The sequence below is a fragment of the Pseudomonas sp. YeP6b genome (genome assembly GCF_025642995.1).
GTDB lineage: Bacteria > Pseudomonadota > Gammaproteobacteria > Pseudomonadales > Pseudomonadaceae > Aquipseudomonas.
This window is the reverse complement of record NZ_CP080090.1, coordinates 3,863,788-3,881,978: the sequence shown is the minus strand read 5'-3', so window position 1 is coordinate 3,881,978 and position 18,191 is coordinate 3,863,788. Positions and strand designations below refer to the sequence as shown.

Sequence of the window (18,191 nt, the reverse complement as noted above, 5' to 3'; positions counted from 1 at the left end):
GCTCTGCTAAGCTGCGGCACATTTTCGTTTTTCAGGCGGGATCAACGTGTCGCGTACCACTCGTCTACTGACTTTGCTCCAAGCCCTGCGCGGCAAAAAACGCCCGGTAACAGCCGCCGTACTGGCTGCACAGCTGGAAGTTTCCGAGCGCACGCTGTACCGCGATATCGCCGAACTGACCGCCTTGGGCGCACCGATTTTCGGCGAGGCCGGGGTAGGGTATGTGTTGCGCAGCGGCTTGTTTCTGCCGCCATTGATGCTCAACGCCGACGAAACCGAAGCGATCGTGCTGGGCTTGCGCTACGTGGATCAGCGCGGTGATGAGGTACTGAGCCGCGCCGCCGCGAACGCTTTGGCGAAGATTGCCGATGTGCTTGACCCGACGGCGCAGGAAGCCCTGCGTAACCCGACGTTGCTGCCGGGCCCGCCAGGGTTTGGCTACCCGGAAAACCGTGTGCCGCTTAATGTGTTTCGCGAGGCCATTCGCAATCAGGCCAAATTGCATATCGATTACGCAGACGCGAGCCAAACCCAGAGCCAGCGCCTGATCTGGCCGCTGGCCCTGGGCTTTCTCAACGAGGTACGGGTGATCGTGGCCTGGTGTGAATTGCGCGGTGCCTATCGCACTTTTCGCACCGACCGGGTGGCCGTCGCCCAAGCCCACGGCGAGCGTTATCCGGGGCGACGCAGCGACTGGCTACGCGCCTGGCGCAAGTTGATGGAGCAGAATGAAGCCGGGCCGTTTACTCCTGACAAAAACTGACACAGCCCTGGCTTAGCATGGCGTTACAAATCACCAAACAAGGAGCTGTGTCATGTCTACTGCTGAATTGGCGCCGGCCATCGTGGCCTATATCACTGCGACGAATACCCGCGACATTTCGTCCGTTTCCGATTGGTTTGCCGAGGACGCCAACGTGTTCGATGAGGGCGAGCATCAGGCCGGCAGTGCCGCCATTGCCCGCTGGATGGAAGACACCGGGCGTCGCTACCAGCCGCGGGTCGAAGTACTCAACGTGCAGCATCGCACCGGCAAGGTGTTGGTCAGTAATGTGGTTTCCGGCAATTTCCCCGGTAGCCCGCTGGAGCTGCGCTACACCTTCCGCCTGAACGGGCAGGGCAAGATTTCACGGCTGGATATCTCCTTGTAAGTCATACTGGCACGCATGACTTTCGACTCGCCTCTCGCCGCTTACCAACACGCCATCGCCCAGCAAGGGTTCGTCCCCGACGACGCCCAGTGCCAGGCGGTGCAAGCCCTGCAAGCCTGCCACGAGGCCTTGCATCAAGGCCGCGCGCCCATCACCGGGGTTTATCTGTGGGGGCCGGTGGGGCGCGGTAAAACCTGGTTGATGGACCAGTTCTACCAAAGCCTGCGGGTGCCCGCGCGGCGCCAGCATTTCCATCACTTCATGGGCTGGGTGCATCAGCGTTCGTTCCAGCTCAGCGGTATCCAGGACCCCTTGCAGGCTTTGGCTCGGGAACTCGCCCAGGAAGTACGCGTGCTGTGTTTCGACGAGCTGTTCGTGAATGACATCGGTGACGCGATCATTCTCGGCCGCTTGTTCCAGGTGATGTTCGAGGAGGGCGTGGTGGTGGTCTGCACGTCGAATCAGCCGCCCGACCAGCTCTACGCCGGCGGCTTCAATCGCGAGCGTTTCCTGCCGGGCATTGAGGCGATCAAGCAGCACATGCAAGTGGTGGCGGTAGACGGTGGTGAAGATCACCGGTTGCATCCTGGTGTGGGCCTGCAACGCTACTGGGTGAACCAGCCGGATGCACTTGCCACGGTATTCAAGCAACTGAGTGAAGGGCAGGCGGTGAGCGGCGGGGCGGTCACGGTTGGCTATCGTTCGATTGTGGCGGTGCAGTCCAGCGACACGGTGCTGTGGTGCCGCTACTGTGATCTGTGCGAACAGCCGCTGGCGGCCATGGACTTTATGCTGCTGTGCGACCGCTTCAAGGCGATTCTGCTGGGTGAAGTCCCCAACCTGAGCGCGCAAAAACGCCCGGCGCGCATTGCCCGGGGCACCGAAGATGCTGCCCAGCGCGTCGTGGCCGGTGATCGTGAGTTACCTGAATTGTCGGTGCATGATGACAGCGTGCGGCGTTTTATAGCGCTGGTGGACGAGTGTTATGACCGTAAAGTGCCGTTGTTCATCGAGGCCCGCGTGCCGCTGCAAAACCTCTACACCGAAGGCTATCTGGAGTTTGCATTTCGACGGACCCTGAGCCGCTTACAAGAGATGCAACTTCAACGTTTCGGCGCATAGGACAAATCCGAGGCTGATGGTGCCTGTTAATGCGCACAACCTTCGCGCTTTCTATCGGGCATTTGTAGTTAATCTCCTTCATCTACTGCCGGCTCCGCGCTTACAATTGTTCCCCTAAAAGGGAGCCTATTCCCTTGTTGTCGTGATTGAGGAAGGACATGGACACCCCAGACATCCTGGTGCTGCAAGCCAGCTACACCAACCCCGTTCATGCCGAGGCCATCGGCCTGGTGCTTAACCATTACGCCGAAGACCCAATGGGCGGCGGCCATACGTTGCCTGCGGACTTGCTGCAGCAACTGCCCGCCGAACTGGCCAAGCGCCCCCACGCGTTCAGCGTACTGGCGTTTGTCGGCGGCGAGCCGGCGGGGTTGGTTAACTGCTTTGAAGGGTTCTCGACGTTTGCTTGCCGCCCGTTGGTCAACGTTCACGACGTGGTGGTGATGAATCAGTTTCGGGGCCTGGGGTTGAGTCAGAAAATGTTGCAGAAGGTCGAAGAGATCGCGCGTCAGCGTGGTTGCTGCAAGATCACCCTGGAGGTGCTCGAGGGCAATGAGGTGGCTCAGTCGGCGTATCGCAAGTTCGGTTTTGATGATTCGATTTTTGACCCGGCTCACGGGCGCATGTTGTTCTGGAATAAGCCGCTTTAATAGTTGCGGTTATTAAACTCAAAACAAAAAAAGGCGCCATTAAATGGCGCCAAGTTAACCTTTGCCAACGGAGCGGAATGGCGCAGGGTAGTGCGGATTAACTAAGTATTAAATTAGCTGTTCGGTTTTTGCTCGGCATCCGGTTGTTCGGTAGTGCGAGGCTTTACAGTCTTGCCATCGGCAATCGCTGTTTTGTCAGCCGTGCCGTGTGTCTTTTGCTGCATGAATGTGAAGTCGTTGTAAAACTGCTTGGAGCGCTCTGAACCGCCTTCTGCAAAGGCGGCAGCGGAGGTCAGGGTCATCAGGCTGGCAAGCATCAAGGTCGAGAGTTTCATGGCAGTATTCCCATTAAGAGTGATAGGTTTCCGGTCGCTCCTTGATCAGATTCATGGGGCGAGTTTGGAGGGGCCTTATTAAGAGGGAATTAACGGGGCGCGCCCCGAAAGTTAACGATTGTGTTAACTTCGGGGGCGTGGCTTAAAGCCTCCAGTCCAGCGCGAGCGTGATAGAGCGCGGGTCTCCCCAATACACGCCATTATAAAAGCCGACACGTTCGTAATATTTTTTATCAAATAGATTATTGACGTTAACTGATGCCGAAACATGCTCGTCGAACTGATAACGCGACATCAGGTTGACCACGGTGTAGGCCTGTTGGGTGATCTTCGCCCGCGTGGTGATCAGGTTGCCCTCGCCATCCCGGGCGCCCGTCGGGCGGTTGCTGAAGTCATACGTGTCGCTCTGCCAGTTGACCGCGCCACCGACGGTCAGCTTGTGCCACGCGCCAGGCAGCCGGTAGGCGCTGGAGACCTTCAGCAGGTTGAGTGGCTGTTCGGTATTGTTGCGTTTGCCTGAGCCATTCAGCGAGTGGGTATAGGTGTAGCCGGCAGTCACATTCCAATCGCGCATGACTTCACCGGCGACCTCCAGTTCGAAGCCCTTTACCTTGTTACCTTTGCCACCGGATTTGTAGTACTCCTCGCCTGTGGTCGGGTTCGGTGGTACCGAGTCGTCCCGTTCTGCCACGTTGTCCTGGGTGCTCCAGAAATAAGCCGCGGCCACATTCAAGCGCTGTTCCAGCAGGCTGCCTTTGAGGCCCACCTCGTAATTGCTACCTACGACGGGTTCCAGGTACTTGTTACTTGCGTCGAGGGCGTCCTGCGGTGTGAAAATATCGGTGTAACTGGCGTAGACCGTGTACTCCGGCGTCAGGTCATAGAGCAGCCCGGCATAAGGCGTCCACATATCATTGTGCGTCTGGCGGGACTTGTCGCTGTTCTTCAGCTGGTCGTTGGCGTCATAGTCAGGGACGGCCGTTTCGTATTCCCAGCTGCCATAACGGCTGCCCAGCACGGCGTGCAGGCGATCGGTCAGGTTCAGTTGAGTGGCAAGGTAACCCGCCTTTTGTTTTTTATTGCTGTGTTCACCTTTGAGGTGGGTGACCGTGTCGGGAAACTTGCCGATCCCGCCCATGTATTTCCAGTCTTCGATGGTGTTGTACCCGTCTGGTGTTTTGCCCCTGCGCATAAACGGTGAGGTGTCGCGTTGCGCGGCTTCCGCATACCCCACCATCAGCTTGTGCTCGCGACCGGCAAGCGCATAAGTCCCGGCGAGGCTGAGGTCAATGGCCTCCATTCTGGAGGTGCCGAGCATATGGCTGCTCCAGGCGTTCATGCCGCTGCGATTTTCATTAGGAAAGCCGGCGCCGCCATAGTAGACCTTGCCGTCCGTATCGCTTTGACGATGGGTATAGGCCGCTTTCAGGTGCCAGTCACCCGCGAGCCGATGGTCCAGCGTCACGAAGGTGGTCTTGTCCGTCAGTGGCCAGGAACTCCAATCCGCCGCCATGTTGGTGGAACGCGAGAGCTTGGCCTTGCCGCCTTGGCTGTTCCAGTAAGGCACGGTGCCCCAGGAGGTACCTTGCACGTGCTTGTCCTGGTAATCAAAGCCTACGGCCAGCACGGTGTCGTCTGAAAGATCGCCCTCTAGAATGCCGTAGCCGACGGTGCGCTGTAGCCCGTAGTTGTCACGGATCGACTTGCTGTCGCGGTAGGCCAGCACGCTGCGCCCGCGTAAGCGACCGTCAAATGCCAGTGGGCCGCCCACATCCACGTAGCTGTAGTAGTTGTCATGGCTGCCAGCGCTCACGCCGGTCTTGGCCTGCCATTTTGCGGTAGGGCGCTTGCGTACCATGTTGACGGTGGCCGAGGGGTCGCCTGCACCGGTGGTCAGCCCCGTGGCACCGCGGACGACCTCGATGCGGTCGTAGATGATGGTGTCGGCGTCTGACTTCATATACCCGAAGGTACTGAGCATACCGTCAACCTGGTAATTGGTGATGCCATAGCCACGGGAGGTATAGGAAACGCGGTCGGAGTCGTTGTGCTGGACGTTGACACCCGTGGTCTGGCGCAGCACGTCGGTCAGGGTGTTGAGATTGAAGTCGTCCATCTGTTGGCGGGTGATCACCGAGATCGACTGCGGGGTTTCTTTAATGGACAGGTCGAGCTTGGTCGCCGTACTCATCGAGCCCGTGGTGTAGGCCCCGGTGTGCTCGGTGTTGGCGCCCAGGCCTTCGGCGGTGATGCTTGTGGCGCCCAGCTCAAGGGCTTTCGCCGGAGGGTGTTCGGGGTCGGTTTCAGCCAGCAGGTCCGGGCTTAAAACAGCGCCGAACAGGCCAAGGGTGAGGGTCATTGAACGGGTAAAAGGCGCGAACATCGCGGTAGACTCCTTGTCGTCTTTGAGGCCGCCCCGGAAAGGGAAGGCCATGGCTCAAAGACGAAAGGAGGCGGAGAACTTTAGACTTAAACGAGAATGATTGTTATCTTTCTGTTGCAGAGCCCTCAGCTATTTGGCAACCACCTCAGCCGCATCCGGCTTCTTCGGCTTGATCAAGCTGAAATCGATCAGGCCTTTTTTCTGGGCGATATAGGGGTCGCCAATCATCAATGGGCGCGGCTTGAAGCTGTCATTGACCAGGCTTTTGCTGCGGTCCCATTCATCGAAGCTCAGCCCGGCGAGGTCTGCCCAGGTGTGAATCAATTGCGAACTGCTGGAGGGCCGCTGCAGGCTGCTTGCGAAGCTCCAGTTGTGGGTTTCGCGCCATTTCGGTGAGGCGTACGCGATGAAGGGAATGGTGTACATCGGTGCCGTCGGCTTGCCCTCGTTACGCCCCAGGGTGCTGTGGCCGACCGAGTCGTACACGTCTTCGCCGTGGTCTGACAGGTAAAGCAGGAAACCGTTGGGATCGGTCTTGGCGTAGTCCTTGATCAGGCTTGATACCACGAAGTCGTTGTACAGCACGGCGTTGTCGTAGCTGTTGTAGACCGGCAGCTGCGCGTCGCTGATGCCCGGCGGTACGCCCTGGCGATCGGTGAATTTGTCGAAGGTCGGCGGGTAGCGGTACTGATAGCTCATGTGCGTACCCAGCAGGTGCACCACGATGAACTTGCGCTCGGTGGGATCGGCCATGGCCTTGGCAAACGGTGCCAGCACGTCGCCGTCGTATTGGCGGGCGTTCTGGTTGCGGTTGTTATTGAGATACACCTGCTCGTCGGCCTGTTCGGAGAAGGTCGTGAGCATGGTGTTGCGCTTGGTCATGGTCTGCTGGTTGGTGATCCAGTAGGTCTTGTAGCCGGCCTGTTTCATCACGCTGATGATTGACGGCGTCTTGAGGTACAGGTCCGGGTTCTCTTCATCGGCGAAGGTCAGCACCTGTTGCAGCGCTTCAATGGTGTAGGGGCGCGGGGTGATGACGTTATCGAACACCGCCAGTTGGTCGCGCAGCTTGTCCAGTTCCGGCGTGGTGTTGCGCGGGTAGCCGTAAAGGCTCATGCGCTGACGGTTGGTGGATTCACCGATGACCAGCACCAGGGTCGACGGCTGGCCGGCCATGCTGTCCTTGAGGTTCTTCAGGGGCGGGATCTGGCTGGCGCTGGTCAGCATGCCTTGCATACTGTTCAACTGTTCGGTGTAACGGCGGTAAGCGACGATCATCTGCCACGGCACCGCAGGTTCGATGCGGGTCTCGAAACCGTCGATGGCGTGTTCCATGCTGTCATTGGTAGCAATCTGTTTGACCAGCGGGTAACCGACCACGGCCACTACGATGGCGGTCGCCGCCAGTATCGACTGGCCACGCGGCAAGTAAACCGGACGCACGCGGGTCCACAGAAAAACAGCCAGGGCGGTATGGGCGATGAACGCCAGCACGATCCACCAGGCAAAGTATTGGGTGGCGTATTCGCCGGCTTCAGAGATGTTCGACTCGAACATGATGAAGATGACGCTTTGCGAAAATTCCTGCTGGTAGATGAAGAAGTAACCCAGGCTGGCCATGGAACAGGCCCACAGCACCACACCGATCAAGGCGGCGAGCAAGCGTGTACGCCGTGGGAATAGCAGCATCGGCGCCAGCCACAGCGCACTCATGAAGAACGCTTGGCGAAAACCGCTGAAACCGGAGGTGCCGGTCAGTTGGATCAGAAGTTGGGTAATACCCGAGAAGTACCAGAAAAACAGGAACAGCCAGCCAAGGCCAGCCCAATCAAAGCCTTTCGCAGACTTCGTGCTGCGTTTGAACATCGCCATCCAGCGCTCCAACCCGATAATTGCCAGTCGTCGCGCAGGAATGCGCGCAACAGAGGGCCACCGCACGTGGGCGGCCCTTTTCGGCGGGAGTATCGGGAGGAAGATGTGAAAACTTTGTGAGTTATTCCTGAACGGTTCGTTCAGCTTACGTTCAGCAAAGGGCGGGCTGGGTGCCGGAGGCTAGGTTGATTTGGGCCTGAAGGTGTGAGCGCAGGCGCAGCACTTCCTGCTGCAACTGATCGCGCTCGTCTTTCAACTGGCGCAATTCATCGCGTCGGACGCTGACGTAGAGGGTCTGTGGCGGGCGGGTCATCTGTGCTGTGCTCATTGCTTACCTCGCAAATAGCCGGTAGATCGCGGTGCCGGAACGCTTAAATCAAGGTTCTCGACAACAGTCGGAAGCAATTCTGAATTCTTTTTTGAATCAAGGGAACTTTTTTATTTTTGATGGTCTTGTGACTTTTTGGGCCGTGATGCTGAAACGATGGCTATTTTTTTGTCATGAAACTACACGGATCTGCTCTGGACTAACCCTCATTAGCCTCATTGCGCTATAAACTATGTCACACATTTTTTAGCAGTTAGGAGCATCAGCACATGCAACTGGGGATTATCGGACTAGGCCGCATGGGCGGTAACATTGCGCGGCGCCTGATGCTCAATGGGCATACCACCGTTGTATACGACCGTAACGAAGCATTTGTAAAAGGCTTGAGCGAGGAGGGCGCCACCGGCGTCGCCGGCTTGAAAGCCCTGGTAGCCGGCCTGCAAAAGCCGCGCGCCGTTTGGGTCATGCTGCCTGCAGGCGATCCGACTGAAAACACCATCAATGAACTGAGCGAACTGCTGGAAGACGGTGATGTGATCATCGACGGCGGCAACACCAACTATAAGGATGACGTACGTCGCGCTAAAGCGCTGTCGGAAAAAGGCCTGCACTATGTCGACGTCGGCACCTCTGGCGGCGTTTGGGGCTTGGAACGTGGCTATTGCATGATGATCGGTGGCGACGCCGAGACCGTGCAGCGCCTCGACCCGATCTTCGCCAGCCTGGCTCCGGGCCTGGGTAATATCCCACGCACCAAGGACCGTTCCGCCCAGGCTGACAGCCGCGCCGAGCACGGCTACATCCATGCTGGCCCGGCCGGTTCCGGGCACTTTGTGAAGATGATTCACAACGGCATCGAGTACGGGATGATGCAGGCCTTTGCCGAAGGCTTCGACATCCTCAAAACCAAGAACTCGGAAAACCTGCCGCAAGACCAGCGCTTTGACCTCAACGTCGCCGACATCGCCGAAGTCTGGCGCCGTGGCAGCGTGGTCTCGTCCTGGCTGCTGGACCTGACTGCCGACGCCCTGGCTACCGACCCGAAACTCGACGGTTACTCAGGCTCCGTGGCCGACAGCGGTGAAGGCCGCTGGACCATCGAAGCGGCCATGGAGCAAGCGGTGCCGGTACCGGTATTGTCCACCTCGTTGTTCGCGCGTTTCCGTTCCCGCCAGCAGAGCACCTACGGTGACAAAATGCTGTCTGCCATGCGCTTCGGCTTTGGCGGCCATGTGGAGACTTCCAAAAAATGACCGTTAACGGCAAGAAACCCAAGGCCGAACCCGCTCCACCCACCACGCTGTTTCTGTTTGGCGCCCATGGCGACCTGGTCAAGCGCCTGCTGATGCCTGCGCTGTACAACCTGAGTCGTGACGGGCTGCTGGGCGATGGCCTGCGCATTGTCGGCGTTGATCACAACGCCATCAGTGACGCCGACTTCGCCAAGAAGCTCGAGGATTTCATCCGCACCGAGGCCGCGAGCAAGGTCAAGGGCAATGCCGACAACGCCCTGGACCCTGAGCTGTGGGCGCAGTTGGCCAAAGGTATCAGCTACGTCGAGGGTGACTTCCTCGACGACAGCACCTATGCCGACATCAGCAAGAAAATCGCCGACAGCGGCACCGGTAACGCGGTGTTCTACCTGGCCACTGCACCGCGCTTCTTCAGTGAAGTGGTGCAGCGCCTGGGCAGCGCCGGTTTGCTCAACGAAACCGATGACGCGTTCCGTCGTGTGGTGATCGAAAAGCCGTTCGGCTCTGACCTCGCCACCGCTGAAGCGCTGAACGCGTGCCTGCTCAAGGTGATGAGCGAGAAGCAGATCTATCGCATCGACCATTACCTGGGCAAGGAAACGGTGCAGAACATCCTCATCAGCCGTTTCTCCAACGTGCTGTTCGAAGCGTTCTGGAACAACCATTACATCGACCACGTGCAAATCACCGCGGCGGAAACCGTCGGCGTGGAAACCCGGGGTAATTTCTTCGAAAAAACCGGCACCCTGCGCGACATGGTGCCCAACCACCTGTTCCAGCTGCTGGCGATGGTCGCCATGGAGCCGCCGGCAGCGTTTGGCGCCGATGCGGTACGCGGTGAGAAAGCCAAGGTCGTCGGGGCCATCCGGCCCTGGTCACTGGAAGATGCGCGGGCTAACTCGGTACGCGGCCAGTACACCGCCGGCCAGATCGGCGGCAAGGCGCTTCCCGGTTACCGCGAAGAAGCCAACGTCGCGCCCGACAGCAGCACCGAGACGTTCGTGGCCCTCAAGGTGATGATCGACAACTGGCGCTGGGTCGGCGTGCCGTTCTACCTGCGCACCGGCAAGCGCATGAGCATTCGCGACACTGAAATCGTGATCTGCTTCAAGCACGCGCCTTACGCGCAGTTCCGCGATACCGAAGTGGATGAGCTCAAGCCCACCTACCTCAAAATCCAGATCCAGCCGAACGAAGGCATGTGGTTCGACCTGTTGGCGAAAAAACCTGGGCCGACCCTGGAAATGGCCAATATCGAGTTGGGTTTCGACTACAAGGACTTCTTCGAGATGCAGCCGTCTACGGGTTACGAAACCCTGATCTACGACTGCATGACCGGTGATCAGACCCTGTTCCAGCGCGCCGACAACATCGAAAACGGCTGGCGTGCGGTGCAGCCGTTCCTGGATGCCTGGAAAGAAGACGACGGTATCCAGGCCTACAAGGCCGGTGAAGATGGCCCGGCCTCTGCCGATGCCTTGCTGGCCCGCGATGGCCGCACCTGGCATAGCCTCGGATGAGTGACGCCGCGATCCATCCCATCCGGTTTGTACTGAGTGATATGGACGGCACGTTGCTGCGCGCTGACCACACGCCTAGCCAGCGCACCATCGACACGGTGCGCGCTTTGCGCGAGGCCGGGGTCTTCTTCAGCTTGGCCAGCGGGCGGCCGCCCAAGGCCATGATGCAGATGGTCGAAGCGTTTGGCATTGATGTGCCGGTAGCGGGCTTTAATGGCGGTACGTTGGTCAACCCCGATGGCAGCATACTGCTGGCGCATCATCTGCCGGCAGACGCGGCATTGGTTGCGCTGGCGCTGTTCAGCGCAGAGCCGGACGTAGAAGTCTGGCTGTTTGCCGACGGTGATTGGCTGCGCCGTGACCCGCCTGGCCCTATGGTCGCGCGGGAAGCGGATGGCTTGGGCTACGGGCCGGTGGTGGTCGAGAGTTTCGAGCCGTACCTGGATCGAGTCGACAAGATCGTCGCCGCCAGTCACAACACGCAATTGCTCAAAGAGCTGGAAGCACAGCTGCAACCCAAGGTTGAAGGGTTGGCGCATGTGTCGCGCTCACAACCGGTGTACCTGGACGTGACCGCCATGCTCGCCAACAAGGGTGAAGCCCTGAAGACCCTGGCGGCGCACCTTGGGGTGCCGCTTGAGCAAACGCTGGCCATCGGTGACGGTGGCAACGACCCGGCGATGTTTCACGTGGCAGGGTTGTCGATTGCCATGGGCCAGGCCGAAGAAGTGGTCAAGCGTCAAGCCAGCGTCGTCACCGGCAGTAATATCGAGGATGGCGCAGCCGAAGCTATCGAGCGGTTTATTCTCGCGCAGAAGTAACTGCGCCAGTTTGAATTGGCCACGCTCTAACAGCGAACTTGCGATCATTGTTTCTGCTTGCAGACAATGATCGCAAGTTGCTGCCTCGCATTACTTCGGCATTGCCCACGATTGCAACTGATGGCCATCTTTGTCGAGTTCGGCGCGCGCCTGCAACAACAAATCTTCCAGTTGCGCCGGGTCGGTATAGGCACTCGAAGACAGTTGTTTGCTGCCGATACGGGTATTGGTACGGTCGATGACGCTCAGGCTGAGGGCGCCATTGCCATCGTGCCAGGCCACGCACTGAAAGGGCTGGAAAGCACGGTCTGCGATCAAAAGAGCTTCGTTGATGCGGAGCGGGGCGTTCATGTGGGTGTTCTCTCTAAATGCCCATTCAAGTGAGTGCCGTCGGTTGGGCGAGCCAAACGGCTAGTTACTTGTACTGATGCACGATGGCGGGGTACGGGTCACATCCTAGAGCAAGAAATTTTAACTTTCCGTGATTAACGTCATGTAAGCGGCTGTTTTGGAAGCTGAATGAACGTTTCGGCGCGCCTCTAGTTTTTAGTCGAAAAGTCCGGGAGGTGGCTTTTTGCCAACACTTATAGCGAAACGGTACAAGGCGCGCGTCAATACCTTGCTAGTGTTAGCGCCAGGCATCACAAACCATTGTTTCTAAATAACTTTAATAATTCTGGCGCCAAGGAATAGTCATGGTTGTTACACCTGCCCAACGTCGCCTGCTGGTGGTCGATCCCTGTGACGACTGCCATGGGCTATTGCCCGGCCTGCGCACCGCCGGGTGGGAAGTGGACAGCTGTGCCCTAGGTGCGGTGGGCGATCGCTCGTGTGATGTGGGCTTGCTGCGCTTGCAGCCCGAGCACCTTGAACGCCCAGAAGCGGTCAAGGAATTGATCAGCCGCAGCGGTACCGAATGGATCGCCGTGCTCAGCCCGGATGTTCTGCGTCTGCAAAAAGTCGGTGATTTTGTCTGCGAATGGTTTTTCGACTTCCACACATTGCCTTTTGATGTGGCACGCGTGCAGGTCACGCTGGGGCGTGCGTTCGGCATGGCACGCCTGCGCGGCAAAGGCTACGCGCTGGTCGACGAGCCGGAACATGAACTGCTCGGCGACAGCCGACCCATCCGTGAACTGCGTAAATTGCTGGCTAAGCTTGCGCCCACCGAATCGCCGGTACTGATTCGCGGCGACAGCGGCACCGGTAAAGAGCTGGTGGCCAAGACCCTGCATCGTCAATCCCAGCGGCATGCCAAGCCATTTGTCGCGATCAACTGCGGCGCGATCCCCGAACACTTGATTCAGTCCGAGCTGTTCGGCCATGAAAAAGGTGCGTTTACCGGCGCGCACCAGCGCAAGGTCGGGCGCATTGAGGCGGCCCACGGTGGCACGCTGTTCCTTGACGAGATCGGCGATTTGCCGATGGAACTGCAAGCCAACCTGCTGCGTTTTCTGCAGGAAAAACAAATCGAACGCGTCGGCGGCAGCCAGCCCATCCCGGTGGATGTGCGCGTACTGGCGGCGACACACGTCGACCTGGAAGCGGCGGTAGCGAAGGGCACTTTTCGTGAAGACTTGTATTATCGGCTCAATGTCCTGCAGGTGATTACCGCGCCGCTGCGTGAGCGCCATGGCGACGTGGCGATGCTGGCCAATCACTTTTCGCGCTTTTACAGCCAGGAAACCGGGCGTCGCCCACGCAGTTTCAGCGAAGATGCGCTGGTGGCGATGGGGCAACACCCGTGGCCGGGCAATGTGCGCGAGTTGGCCAACCGTGTACGCCGTGGCTTGGTGCTGGCGGAAGGGCGGCAGATCGAAGCCGTTGATCTGGGGCTGCAAGTTGAGCAGGCAATCGCGCCACCGATGGCTACACTGGAAGATTACAAGCACCGCGCCGAACGTCAGGCGCTGTGCGATGTGCTCAACCGGCACAGCGACAACCTGAGTGTCGCGGCCCGTGTGCTGGGGGTTTCCCGGCCGACCTTCTACCGGTTGCTGCACAAACACCAGATCCGCTAGGGCGGGTAAACCGAAAAGCCCCGCAACGACCCTTATCGTTGCGGGGCTTTTCTTTGTGGCCAGGGACGCTCCGCGCCCGGCTGTCCCTAGAAGTAATACGGAAACTTCAAACTGAACGTAAAGTCCGGCGCATCATCCGTCATCCCAATGGACAGGTTCGGCACAATCGTCAGGTTCTCCGACGCCGCAATGGTCATGCCGACGTTGAAATAACCGGCGTTCGCATCGCTGGAGACCACCGATTGCCAATCCTGGCCACTCTGCTTGACCCTGCTTTTACGTTGCACCAGGTCGGACACCGAGAACGACATACTCATCTTCTCGTTGAGGGCGAAAGCGACGCCCACACCGAACTGGAAGCTGTCACCCAGGCTGACTTTACCGGGGGTTTTCTGGTTGACGTTGGGGTTGATGTCGCTGAACGAATCCTCGAAGTTATGGGTGTAGGACAGCGAACCGAACAGCACCGCGGGATCGAACGTCTTGACCAGGGAAATGCCCGGCGTCACCGACCACACACCGTTACCGGTTGGCAGGCTTTCCGGTATCGCGAGGTTATCGTTGCCGGCTTGCTCAATCAGCTTGATGCCATAGGGTTCCTTGCCGGTCGGCGCCTTGACCCGCAATGACACCACCGCGTCCGGCAGGTTGGCACTCTCATCGAGGAACTTATACGCAATGCCGAAGTTGACATCGCCGATGGTTGGGTCTCGGGTGACCGAGCCTTCCGAGGTGTTTTTGGCATCGCCGCCGGCACCACCGGACTGGTAGGTCGCTTCGCGGTACACCACCGGCACGTTCAGGTCGAACTGCCAGCGGTTGTCCAGGTTGTAGCGGCCGGTGAGGTCCAGGGTCCAGCTGTCTGACTTGATCCGGTCCAGGTTGATATTGCCGAGGAAGATCGAGTCCAGTGCCAGAAAGCCGTTGAGCGACAACTGGCGCGCGTCGTAGCGCGCATAGGTGATGCCGGTTTCAAAGCTGAACTTGCCGTTGCCGAAAAAGCCGCTGGCCTCGTTGTACAAGTTGCTCACACTTTGTGCCGGCGCCGAGTCGTCCTTCAGGTTTTGCCCGTAGGAACTGCCACCCGCTGCGCCGCCAGAAGCTGCAGCAGCGCCGACCCCGCGTGTATTGCCGGCGACAGTGGTGCCGCCTTTCTGGAAGTCGGCAGGTGATTTGGCCAAGCGTTTGGGTGCCGGCGTGGCAGGTTGATCTTCTACTTGTCTTACGCGTTGCTCCAATACGGCCAGTGCTTTTTGCTGCACTTCATAACGCTGTTTGAGCTCCAGCAGTTCCTGTTTCAACGTCTCGATATCCGTATCCGGCGCGGCATACAGCACGGATGCGGGTAGGAGCGTACTCAAACAAATCACGGCACGTAACGATAACGATCGATGCATGAAATAAGCCGTCCCTTTCTAATGCGTAAGTGTCGTGGCTCAGCGTAGTTCAATAACCGGCAGGGCGTAGGCCTTTGAGTTGATCAAGATTCAGGTTCTGGGTGATGTTGTTCAAACCGTTGTTGCCCAGCACCACATTGAGTTGGGTCAGGTTGTTCACGAAATTGCTGTTGCCTTGAATAACCGTGCCTTGGAGGACATTGCCGCCGCCAATTTGCTGCACCACATTGCCCTGGTTGTTGTTGGCCTGAAGCGCCATTTGCAGCCCGCCATTTTTAGCCGTGACCGTGACTTGGCCGGCCGCCGTGCCGCCGGTAATCGGCTGGCCGGCAACCAGGGCCTGCCCGGATTGCACGTAATTGGCCGGCGCCAGGCCGTTTTTCGTCACATTGATGTCGACGCCGTTATTGGCGGTGTTACCGTCACCTGCCGCCCGCACGCTTTGCGTGACGCCTTGGCCCGTGCCCAGGCCCGCACCGCCCACCACAGTGCCGGTGCCGTTAGGCTGCTTGACCACGCCGGTGCCGTCGTTGCCGGTAATCTGCACGTAGAACTGCGGGGTGATGGTGGAAGCGTTGACCTGCATATTGGCGGTACCGGTGACGGTTGCACCGGCGGCGTTGGTCCAGGTGCTGCTCATCACCAGGCCAAAGCTGACGATCCGTCCGGGCATCACATAACGCCCGCGCAGGTCAGCCATTTCCGAGTCTTTGAGTTCGATCGGCTTGAACGCGGAGGATGCGTAAGCCGGTGCTGAGGCTGCCAGGCACATGACCGTCAGCCAACGGAGAGTGTTCATCGTTTGCTCCTGGAGCATCCTGCTCCTTATTGCGCCTCTAGAAGAAGTCGCTCTGGATGAAACCGAAGTCCATCAATTCACTGTCGCGCACCGGGCTGAACTCGTTCAGCTGGTTCTTGGCGGTCAGCGGGGTGGGCGGCGTGAGCAGGGCGTTGGCCTTGTCATAGCCCTCGCCGATCACCGCGAACACAATGCCGTTCCAGCCCTTGACGAAGTCTTCCTTGGCATAGCGCTTGTTACCCAGCACGGGGTCGCCGATATACACCCACTCCTTGTCGGCACGCTGCAACACCACGAAGTGCTTGTAGCCGCGAATTTCCAGCAGCACGACCACGGGCACTTTCACGGTGATCAGCACTTCAGGCGTAATCCGGTAGCCCTTGGCGCGCATGTGGATGCTTTCCAGATAGCGCTTCATGTCAAGCATGGATAAGCCCTGGGTGCGGACCAGATCCTGGTCCGCGTTGATCAGCATGCCCTTGATGACGTGGTCTTCATCCACGTCCATCCAATAGGCTTGGCGCAGGATGGTCGCCAGTGCGGCGGCACCGCAGCTGAAATCGGTTTTCTGTTCCACCAGGTTGGCGAATTTGCGCTCGCGGATGCTTTCGACCTTTTTGTACATCAACCCACCGCCGGGCATGACGATTGCCACTTGCCCTGCCAAGGCGTGGCCGGTGAGTGCGAGCAAAAGAAGGACGGCAACGAGGCGCATGATCGTATGACCTGCTGGACACTGGAAATAAAAAGGGCCTTGTTGCCAAGGCCCGATCAGGATCAGAAGCGAGTGATTGCTACGTTGTTCTGACCTTGGTTGTTGCTGCCCGACAGAACGTTGGAGTTCGACACCCCAGAGCTGTAGTTCATCGAGTTGTTCACGCTGGCGTTGTTGACCACCGGTTTGGTGTTCCAGCCGTGGCCGCTGGCCAGGTTGAGGGTCAGGTTGCCCGATACATCTTGCACGCCGGTAACGGCGGCGGCGCCGCTGTTGCCATTGCCCGAGGCGATTGCAACGCTGTTGCTGCCTTGGTTGGAGGTGCCCGAGGCGGCGTTCAGTTGAATCACACCCGAAGCGTGGTTGCCGCTGTCGTTGAGCGAAGCATTGTTTTTGGTGCCGCTGTTGACCACCAGGTTGCCGGTATTCGATTGTGCGGTGCCGGTGGTGGCAAACACGAAGTCGGCATCGCCGGCAACGATAGCCACATCGTTTTTACCTTGGTTGTTGTCGCCGCTCAGCACGTTGCCGTTGGCCACGCCGCTGATGTGGTTGTAGGAGTCATTGGCGGAGGCGTTGTTTTTGGTTTTGTCATTGATCACCACGTTGCCGTGGTTGCTTTGACCATCCAGTGTGGTTGCCGCCGCCGTGGTAGGAGGTTGACCCGCTTGAGCAGCAACAGCCATGAGCGCAGCGAGAGCGAAAGCCAGTGGTTTAAGAGCCATTGTAGTTTTCATGGTGTATCTCCTTGCTTCTAATTAGTTGGTTAAGTGTTGGTACGGTCTATCTAGCGACTCAGCTCCATCAGTTGAGTCGTACATTCAGGGTGTTAGCCACTCGGTTCCCCACCCCGGCGCTCTGGTTGACCTGAACCACTCCACGGCTGCCGGTGAAGGCCTGGTCGCTGGTAACGACCTGGCGGCTGCCAGTGGTAGGGGTCAACGCTGAGTCGGTTGCAAGCGCAACGTTCTGTTGCGACATGACGCTGTCGTCGATGCTTTGCGGGCCAGCGCTGAGGCTGATACGCACGGCATTGATCATCTGGTTCTGGGCCCCGGCCGACTGGTTGACGCTCAGTGCACCGTTGCCATTGCTGAAAGAGTTGCCCTGGATCGCGGCCTTGGCGTTCAAGGCGCGGTCGTCGGCGGCACCGCTGATTCTCTGGGTGACGGAGATGTTGGCCTGGGCGTTGTGGCCCACGGCGATGGCGACGTTATTGCTCAACTGTTGCTGGTCGCCGGCGGCCTGGTTGATCGAGGCCACGCCGTTGTACTGGCTGCCCGAGTTGTCGATAGTTGCGTTGTTGTTGCTGCTGTCGGCCATCGCCGCTGTGCAGCTGAACGCTGCGAGAAGCATCCAGGAGCGATTCATTTCATTGCCCCCCCGACCATGCCGCTGATGTTGTTCAACGGGGCGAGTCCGCTGGAGATCGCGCCGTTGACGGTGCCCGCAATTGCGCTACCACCCCCGTGGCCGGCTGCACTGGCCGCACCCAGGTTGTTGGCGCTGCCGATGTTGTTCAAACCGGTGATGTCACCATTGGGCATGATGCTGCGGGTAATGCTTGAGCCACTGCTGATACCGGCGATGTCGTGGTCGCTCAGCTCATTGCTGGTCGCGCGGAAGACTTGCGCAGAGGGGTTGGCATTGACGGTGGTGGGGTAGGGGTCGACGCCGCGTGCACGGCCGATCGAATAAGGCTGGACCTGACGTTCGACCACGATCACACCGTCGCCCGCCGCGAGCACTGGAAAGCTCACGCTGGCACTCAATGCACAGCTGATCAGCAGGAGGCTCAGTGAGCCTGGATTGTGTGTGTCCACG

The 18,191-nt window shown here is 58.9% G+C and carries 19 protein-coding genes; 8 read left to right on the top strand and 11 right to left on the bottom strand.

Going from position 1 to position 18,191, the window contains the following annotated elements:
• Positions 1-46: 46 nt before the first annotated feature.
• The 4 genes from KZH41_RS17420 (at position 47) to KZH41_RS17405 (ending at position 2,923) form a co-directional block, all read left to right on the top strand.
• Positions 47-763: a helix-turn-helix transcriptional regulator gene (locus tag KZH41_RS17420; RefSeq protein ID WP_263273258.1), complete on the top strand. Its 717-nt coding sequence runs from the start codon at positions 47-49 to the stop codon at positions 761-763.
• A gap of 52 nt (positions 764-815) precedes the next feature.
• Positions 816-1,151 carry a nuclear transport factor 2 family protein gene (locus KZH41_RS17415; protein WP_094950667.1) on the top strand — a complete coding sequence of 112 codons (336 nt, stop codon included), beginning with the start codon at positions 816-818 and terminating at the stop codon, positions 1,149-1,151.
• Between the two features lie 15 nt (positions 1,152-1,166).
• Positions 1,167-2,273, top strand: a complete 1,107-nt coding sequence (zapE, locus tag KZH41_RS17410) for a cell division protein ZapE (protein WP_242150278.1) — start codon at positions 1,167-1,169, stop codon at positions 2,271-2,273.
• A gap of 158 nt (positions 2,274-2,431) precedes the next feature.
• A complete protein-coding gene (locus KZH41_RS17405) occupies positions 2,432-2,923 on the top strand; it encodes a GNAT family N-acetyltransferase (protein ID WP_263273257.1) in 492 nt (163 codons plus the stop codon).
• 113 nt (positions 2,924-3,036) lie between these two features.
• Here KZH41_RS17405 and KZH41_RS17400 read toward each other — a convergent pair whose 3' ends face one another.
• From KZH41_RS17400 to KZH41_RS17385, 4 genes are all read right to left on the bottom strand, one after another.
• Positions 3,037-3,258 carry a hypothetical protein gene (locus KZH41_RS17400; RefSeq protein WP_094950670.1) on the bottom strand — a complete coding sequence of 74 codons (222 nt, stop codon included), beginning with the start codon at positions 3,256-3,258 and terminating at the stop codon, positions 3,037-3,039.
• 142 nt (positions 3,259-3,400) lie between these two features.
• The gene (locus KZH41_RS17395; RefSeq protein ID WP_263273256.1) at positions 3,401-5,641 is read right to left on the bottom strand and encodes a TonB-dependent siderophore receptor; all 2,241 of its coding nucleotides are present in this window, start codon (positions 5,639-5,641) and stop codon (positions 3,401-3,403) included.
• 129 nt (positions 5,642-5,770) lie between these two features.
• A complete protein-coding gene (locus tag KZH41_RS17390; protein WP_242156075.1) occupies positions 5,771-7,513 on the bottom strand; it encodes a phosphoethanolamine transferase CptA in 1,743 nt (580 codons plus the stop codon).
• Between the two features lie 151 nt (positions 7,514-7,664).
• Positions 7,665-7,841 carry a DUF6026 family protein gene (locus KZH41_RS17385; RefSeq protein WP_155296013.1) on the bottom strand — a complete coding sequence of 59 codons (177 nt, stop codon included), beginning with the start codon at positions 7,839-7,841 and terminating at the stop codon, positions 7,665-7,667.
• Between the two features lie 269 nt (positions 7,842-8,110).
• Between KZH41_RS17385 and gnd the strand changes: the two genes are divergently transcribed.
• From gnd to KZH41_RS17370, 3 genes are read left to right on the top strand one after another with little or no spacing between them, the layout of a single operon-like run.
• A complete protein-coding gene (gene gnd / locus KZH41_RS17380) occupies positions 8,111-9,094 on the top strand; it encodes a phosphogluconate dehydrogenase (NAD(+)-dependent, decarboxylating) (RefSeq protein ID WP_263273255.1) in 984 nt (327 codons plus the stop codon).
• On the top strand, positions 9,091-10,614 hold the full coding sequence (zwf, locus tag KZH41_RS17375; RefSeq protein ID WP_263273254.1) for a glucose-6-phosphate dehydrogenase: 1,524 nt from the start codon (positions 9,091-9,093) through the stop codon (positions 10,612-10,614). The genes gnd and zwf overlap by 4 nt, the downstream gene beginning before the upstream one ends.
• On the top strand, positions 10,611-11,435 hold the full coding sequence (locus KZH41_RS17370) for an HAD family hydrolase (protein ID WP_094950675.1): 825 nt from the start codon (positions 10,611-10,613) through the stop codon (positions 11,433-11,435). The genes zwf and KZH41_RS17370 overlap by 4 nt, the downstream gene beginning before the upstream one ends.
• 90 nt (positions 11,436-11,525) lie before the next feature.
• Here the strand turns inward: KZH41_RS17370 and KZH41_RS17365 are convergent, their stop codons facing one another.
• On the bottom strand, positions 11,526-11,786 hold the full coding sequence (locus KZH41_RS17365) for a hypothetical protein (protein WP_083358686.1): 261 nt from the start codon (positions 11,784-11,786) through the stop codon (positions 11,526-11,528).
• Positions 11,787-12,130: 344 nt separating this feature from the next.
• Here KZH41_RS17365 and KZH41_RS17360 point away from each other — a divergent pair, with 344 nt between their 5' ends.
• Positions 12,131-13,456, top strand: a complete 1,326-nt coding sequence (locus KZH41_RS17360; RefSeq protein WP_094950676.1) for a sigma-54 dependent transcriptional regulator — start codon at positions 12,131-12,133, stop codon at positions 13,454-13,456.
• An 86-nt stretch (positions 13,457-13,542) separates the two neighbouring features.
• On the opposite strand, the gene KZH41_RS17355 is transcribed toward KZH41_RS17360, so the two are convergent.
• The 6 genes from KZH41_RS17355 to KZH41_RS17330 all read right to left on the bottom strand — a co-directional run bounded on the left by KZH41_RS17355 (position 13,543) and on the right by KZH41_RS17330 (position 18,190).
• Positions 13,543-14,853 carry a hypothetical protein gene (locus tag KZH41_RS17355; protein WP_094950677.1) on the bottom strand — a complete coding sequence of 437 codons (1,311 nt, stop codon included), beginning with the start codon at positions 14,851-14,853 and terminating at the stop codon, positions 13,543-13,545.
• A 49-nt stretch (positions 14,854-14,902) separates the two neighbouring features.
• On the bottom strand, positions 14,903-15,652 hold the full coding sequence (locus tag KZH41_RS17350) for a hypothetical protein (protein WP_242150270.1): 750 nt from the start codon (positions 15,650-15,652) through the stop codon (positions 14,903-14,905).
• Positions 15,653-15,689: 37 nt separating this feature from the next.
• On the bottom strand, positions 15,690-16,367 hold the full coding sequence (locus KZH41_RS17345) for a C39 family peptidase (protein WP_263273253.1): 678 nt from the start codon (positions 16,365-16,367) through the stop codon (positions 15,690-15,692).
• 62 nt (positions 16,368-16,429) lie between these two features.
• Positions 16,430-17,104: a heme utilization protein gene (locus tag KZH41_RS17340; RefSeq protein ID WP_094950680.1), complete on the bottom strand. Its 675-nt coding sequence runs from the start codon at positions 17,102-17,104 to the stop codon at positions 16,430-16,432.
• A 67-nt stretch (positions 17,105-17,171) separates the two neighbouring features.
• The gene (locus tag KZH41_RS17335) at positions 17,172-17,738 is read right to left on the bottom strand and encodes an adhesin (protein WP_242150264.1); all 567 of its coding nucleotides are present in this window, start codon (positions 17,736-17,738) and stop codon (positions 17,172-17,174) included.
• The gene (locus KZH41_RS17330; RefSeq protein ID WP_094950682.1) at positions 17,735-18,190 is read right to left on the bottom strand and encodes a hypothetical protein; all 456 of its coding nucleotides are present in this window, start codon (positions 18,188-18,190) and stop codon (positions 17,735-17,737) included. Before KZH41_RS17330 ends, KZH41_RS17335 begins: the two co-directional genes overlap by 4 nt.
• Position 18,191 lies beyond the last annotated feature (1 nt).

Excerpts from the sequence above, each read along its gene's own strand:
- KZH41_RS17370 (WP_094950675.1), top strand. The coding sequence starts at position 10,611 with ATGAGTGACGCCGCGATCCATCCCATCCGGTTTGTACTGAGTGATATG.
- KZH41_RS17390 (WP_242156075.1), bottom strand. The coding sequence starts at position 7,513 with ATGGCGATGTTCAAACGCAGCACGAAGTCTGCGAAAGGCTTTGATTGG.
- KZH41_RS17360 (WP_094950676.1), top strand. The coding sequence starts at position 12,131 with ATGGTTGTTACACCTGCCCAACGTCGCCTGCTGGTGGTCGATCCCTGT.
- KZH41_RS17335 (WP_242150264.1), bottom strand. The coding sequence starts at position 17,738 with ATGAATCGCTCCTGGATGCTTCTCGCAGCGTTCAGCTGCACAGCGGCG.
- KZH41_RS17345 (WP_263273253.1), bottom strand. The coding sequence starts at position 16,367 with ATGCGCCTCGTTGCCGTCCTTCTTTTGCTCGCACTCACCGGCCACGCC.
- gnd (WP_263273255.1), top strand. The coding sequence starts at position 8,111 with ATGCAACTGGGGATTATCGGACTAGGCCGCATGGGCGGTAACATTGCG.
- KZH41_RS17395 (WP_263273256.1), bottom strand. The coding sequence starts at position 5,641 with ATGTTCGCGCCTTTTACCCGTTCAATGACCCTCACCCTTGGCCTGTTC.
- KZH41_RS17355 (WP_094950677.1), bottom strand. The coding sequence starts at position 14,853 with ATGCATCGATCGTTATCGTTACGTGCCGTGATTTGTTTGAGTACGCTC.
- KZH41_RS17385 (WP_155296013.1), bottom strand. The coding sequence starts at position 7,841 with ATGAGCACAGCACAGATGACCCGCCCGCCACAGACCCTCTACGTCAGC.
- KZH41_RS17340 (WP_094950680.1), bottom strand. The coding sequence starts at position 17,104 with ATGAAAACTACAATGGCTCTTAAACCACTGGCTTTCGCTCTCGCTGCG.
- KZH41_RS17365 (WP_083358686.1), bottom strand. The coding sequence starts at position 11,786 with ATGAACGCCCCGCTCCGCATCAACGAAGCTCTTTTGATCGCAGACCGT.
- zapE (WP_242150278.1), top strand. The coding sequence starts at position 1,167 with ATGACTTTCGACTCGCCTCTCGCCGCTTACCAACACGCCATCGCCCAG.
- KZH41_RS17415 (WP_094950667.1), top strand. The coding sequence starts at position 816 with ATGTCTACTGCTGAATTGGCGCCGGCCATCGTGGCCTATATCACTGCG.
- zwf (WP_263273254.1), top strand. The coding sequence starts at position 9,091 with ATGACCGTTAACGGCAAGAAACCCAAGGCCGAACCCGCTCCACCCACC.
- KZH41_RS17350 (WP_242150270.1), bottom strand. The coding sequence starts at position 15,652 with ATGAACACTCTCCGTTGGCTGACGGTCATGTGCCTGGCAGCCTCAGCA.
- KZH41_RS17400 (WP_094950670.1), bottom strand. The coding sequence starts at position 3,258 with ATGAAACTCTCGACCTTGATGCTTGCCAGCCTGATGACCCTGACCTCC.
- KZH41_RS17405 (WP_263273257.1), top strand. The coding sequence starts at position 2,432 with ATGGACACCCCAGACATCCTGGTGCTGCAAGCCAGCTACACCAACCCC.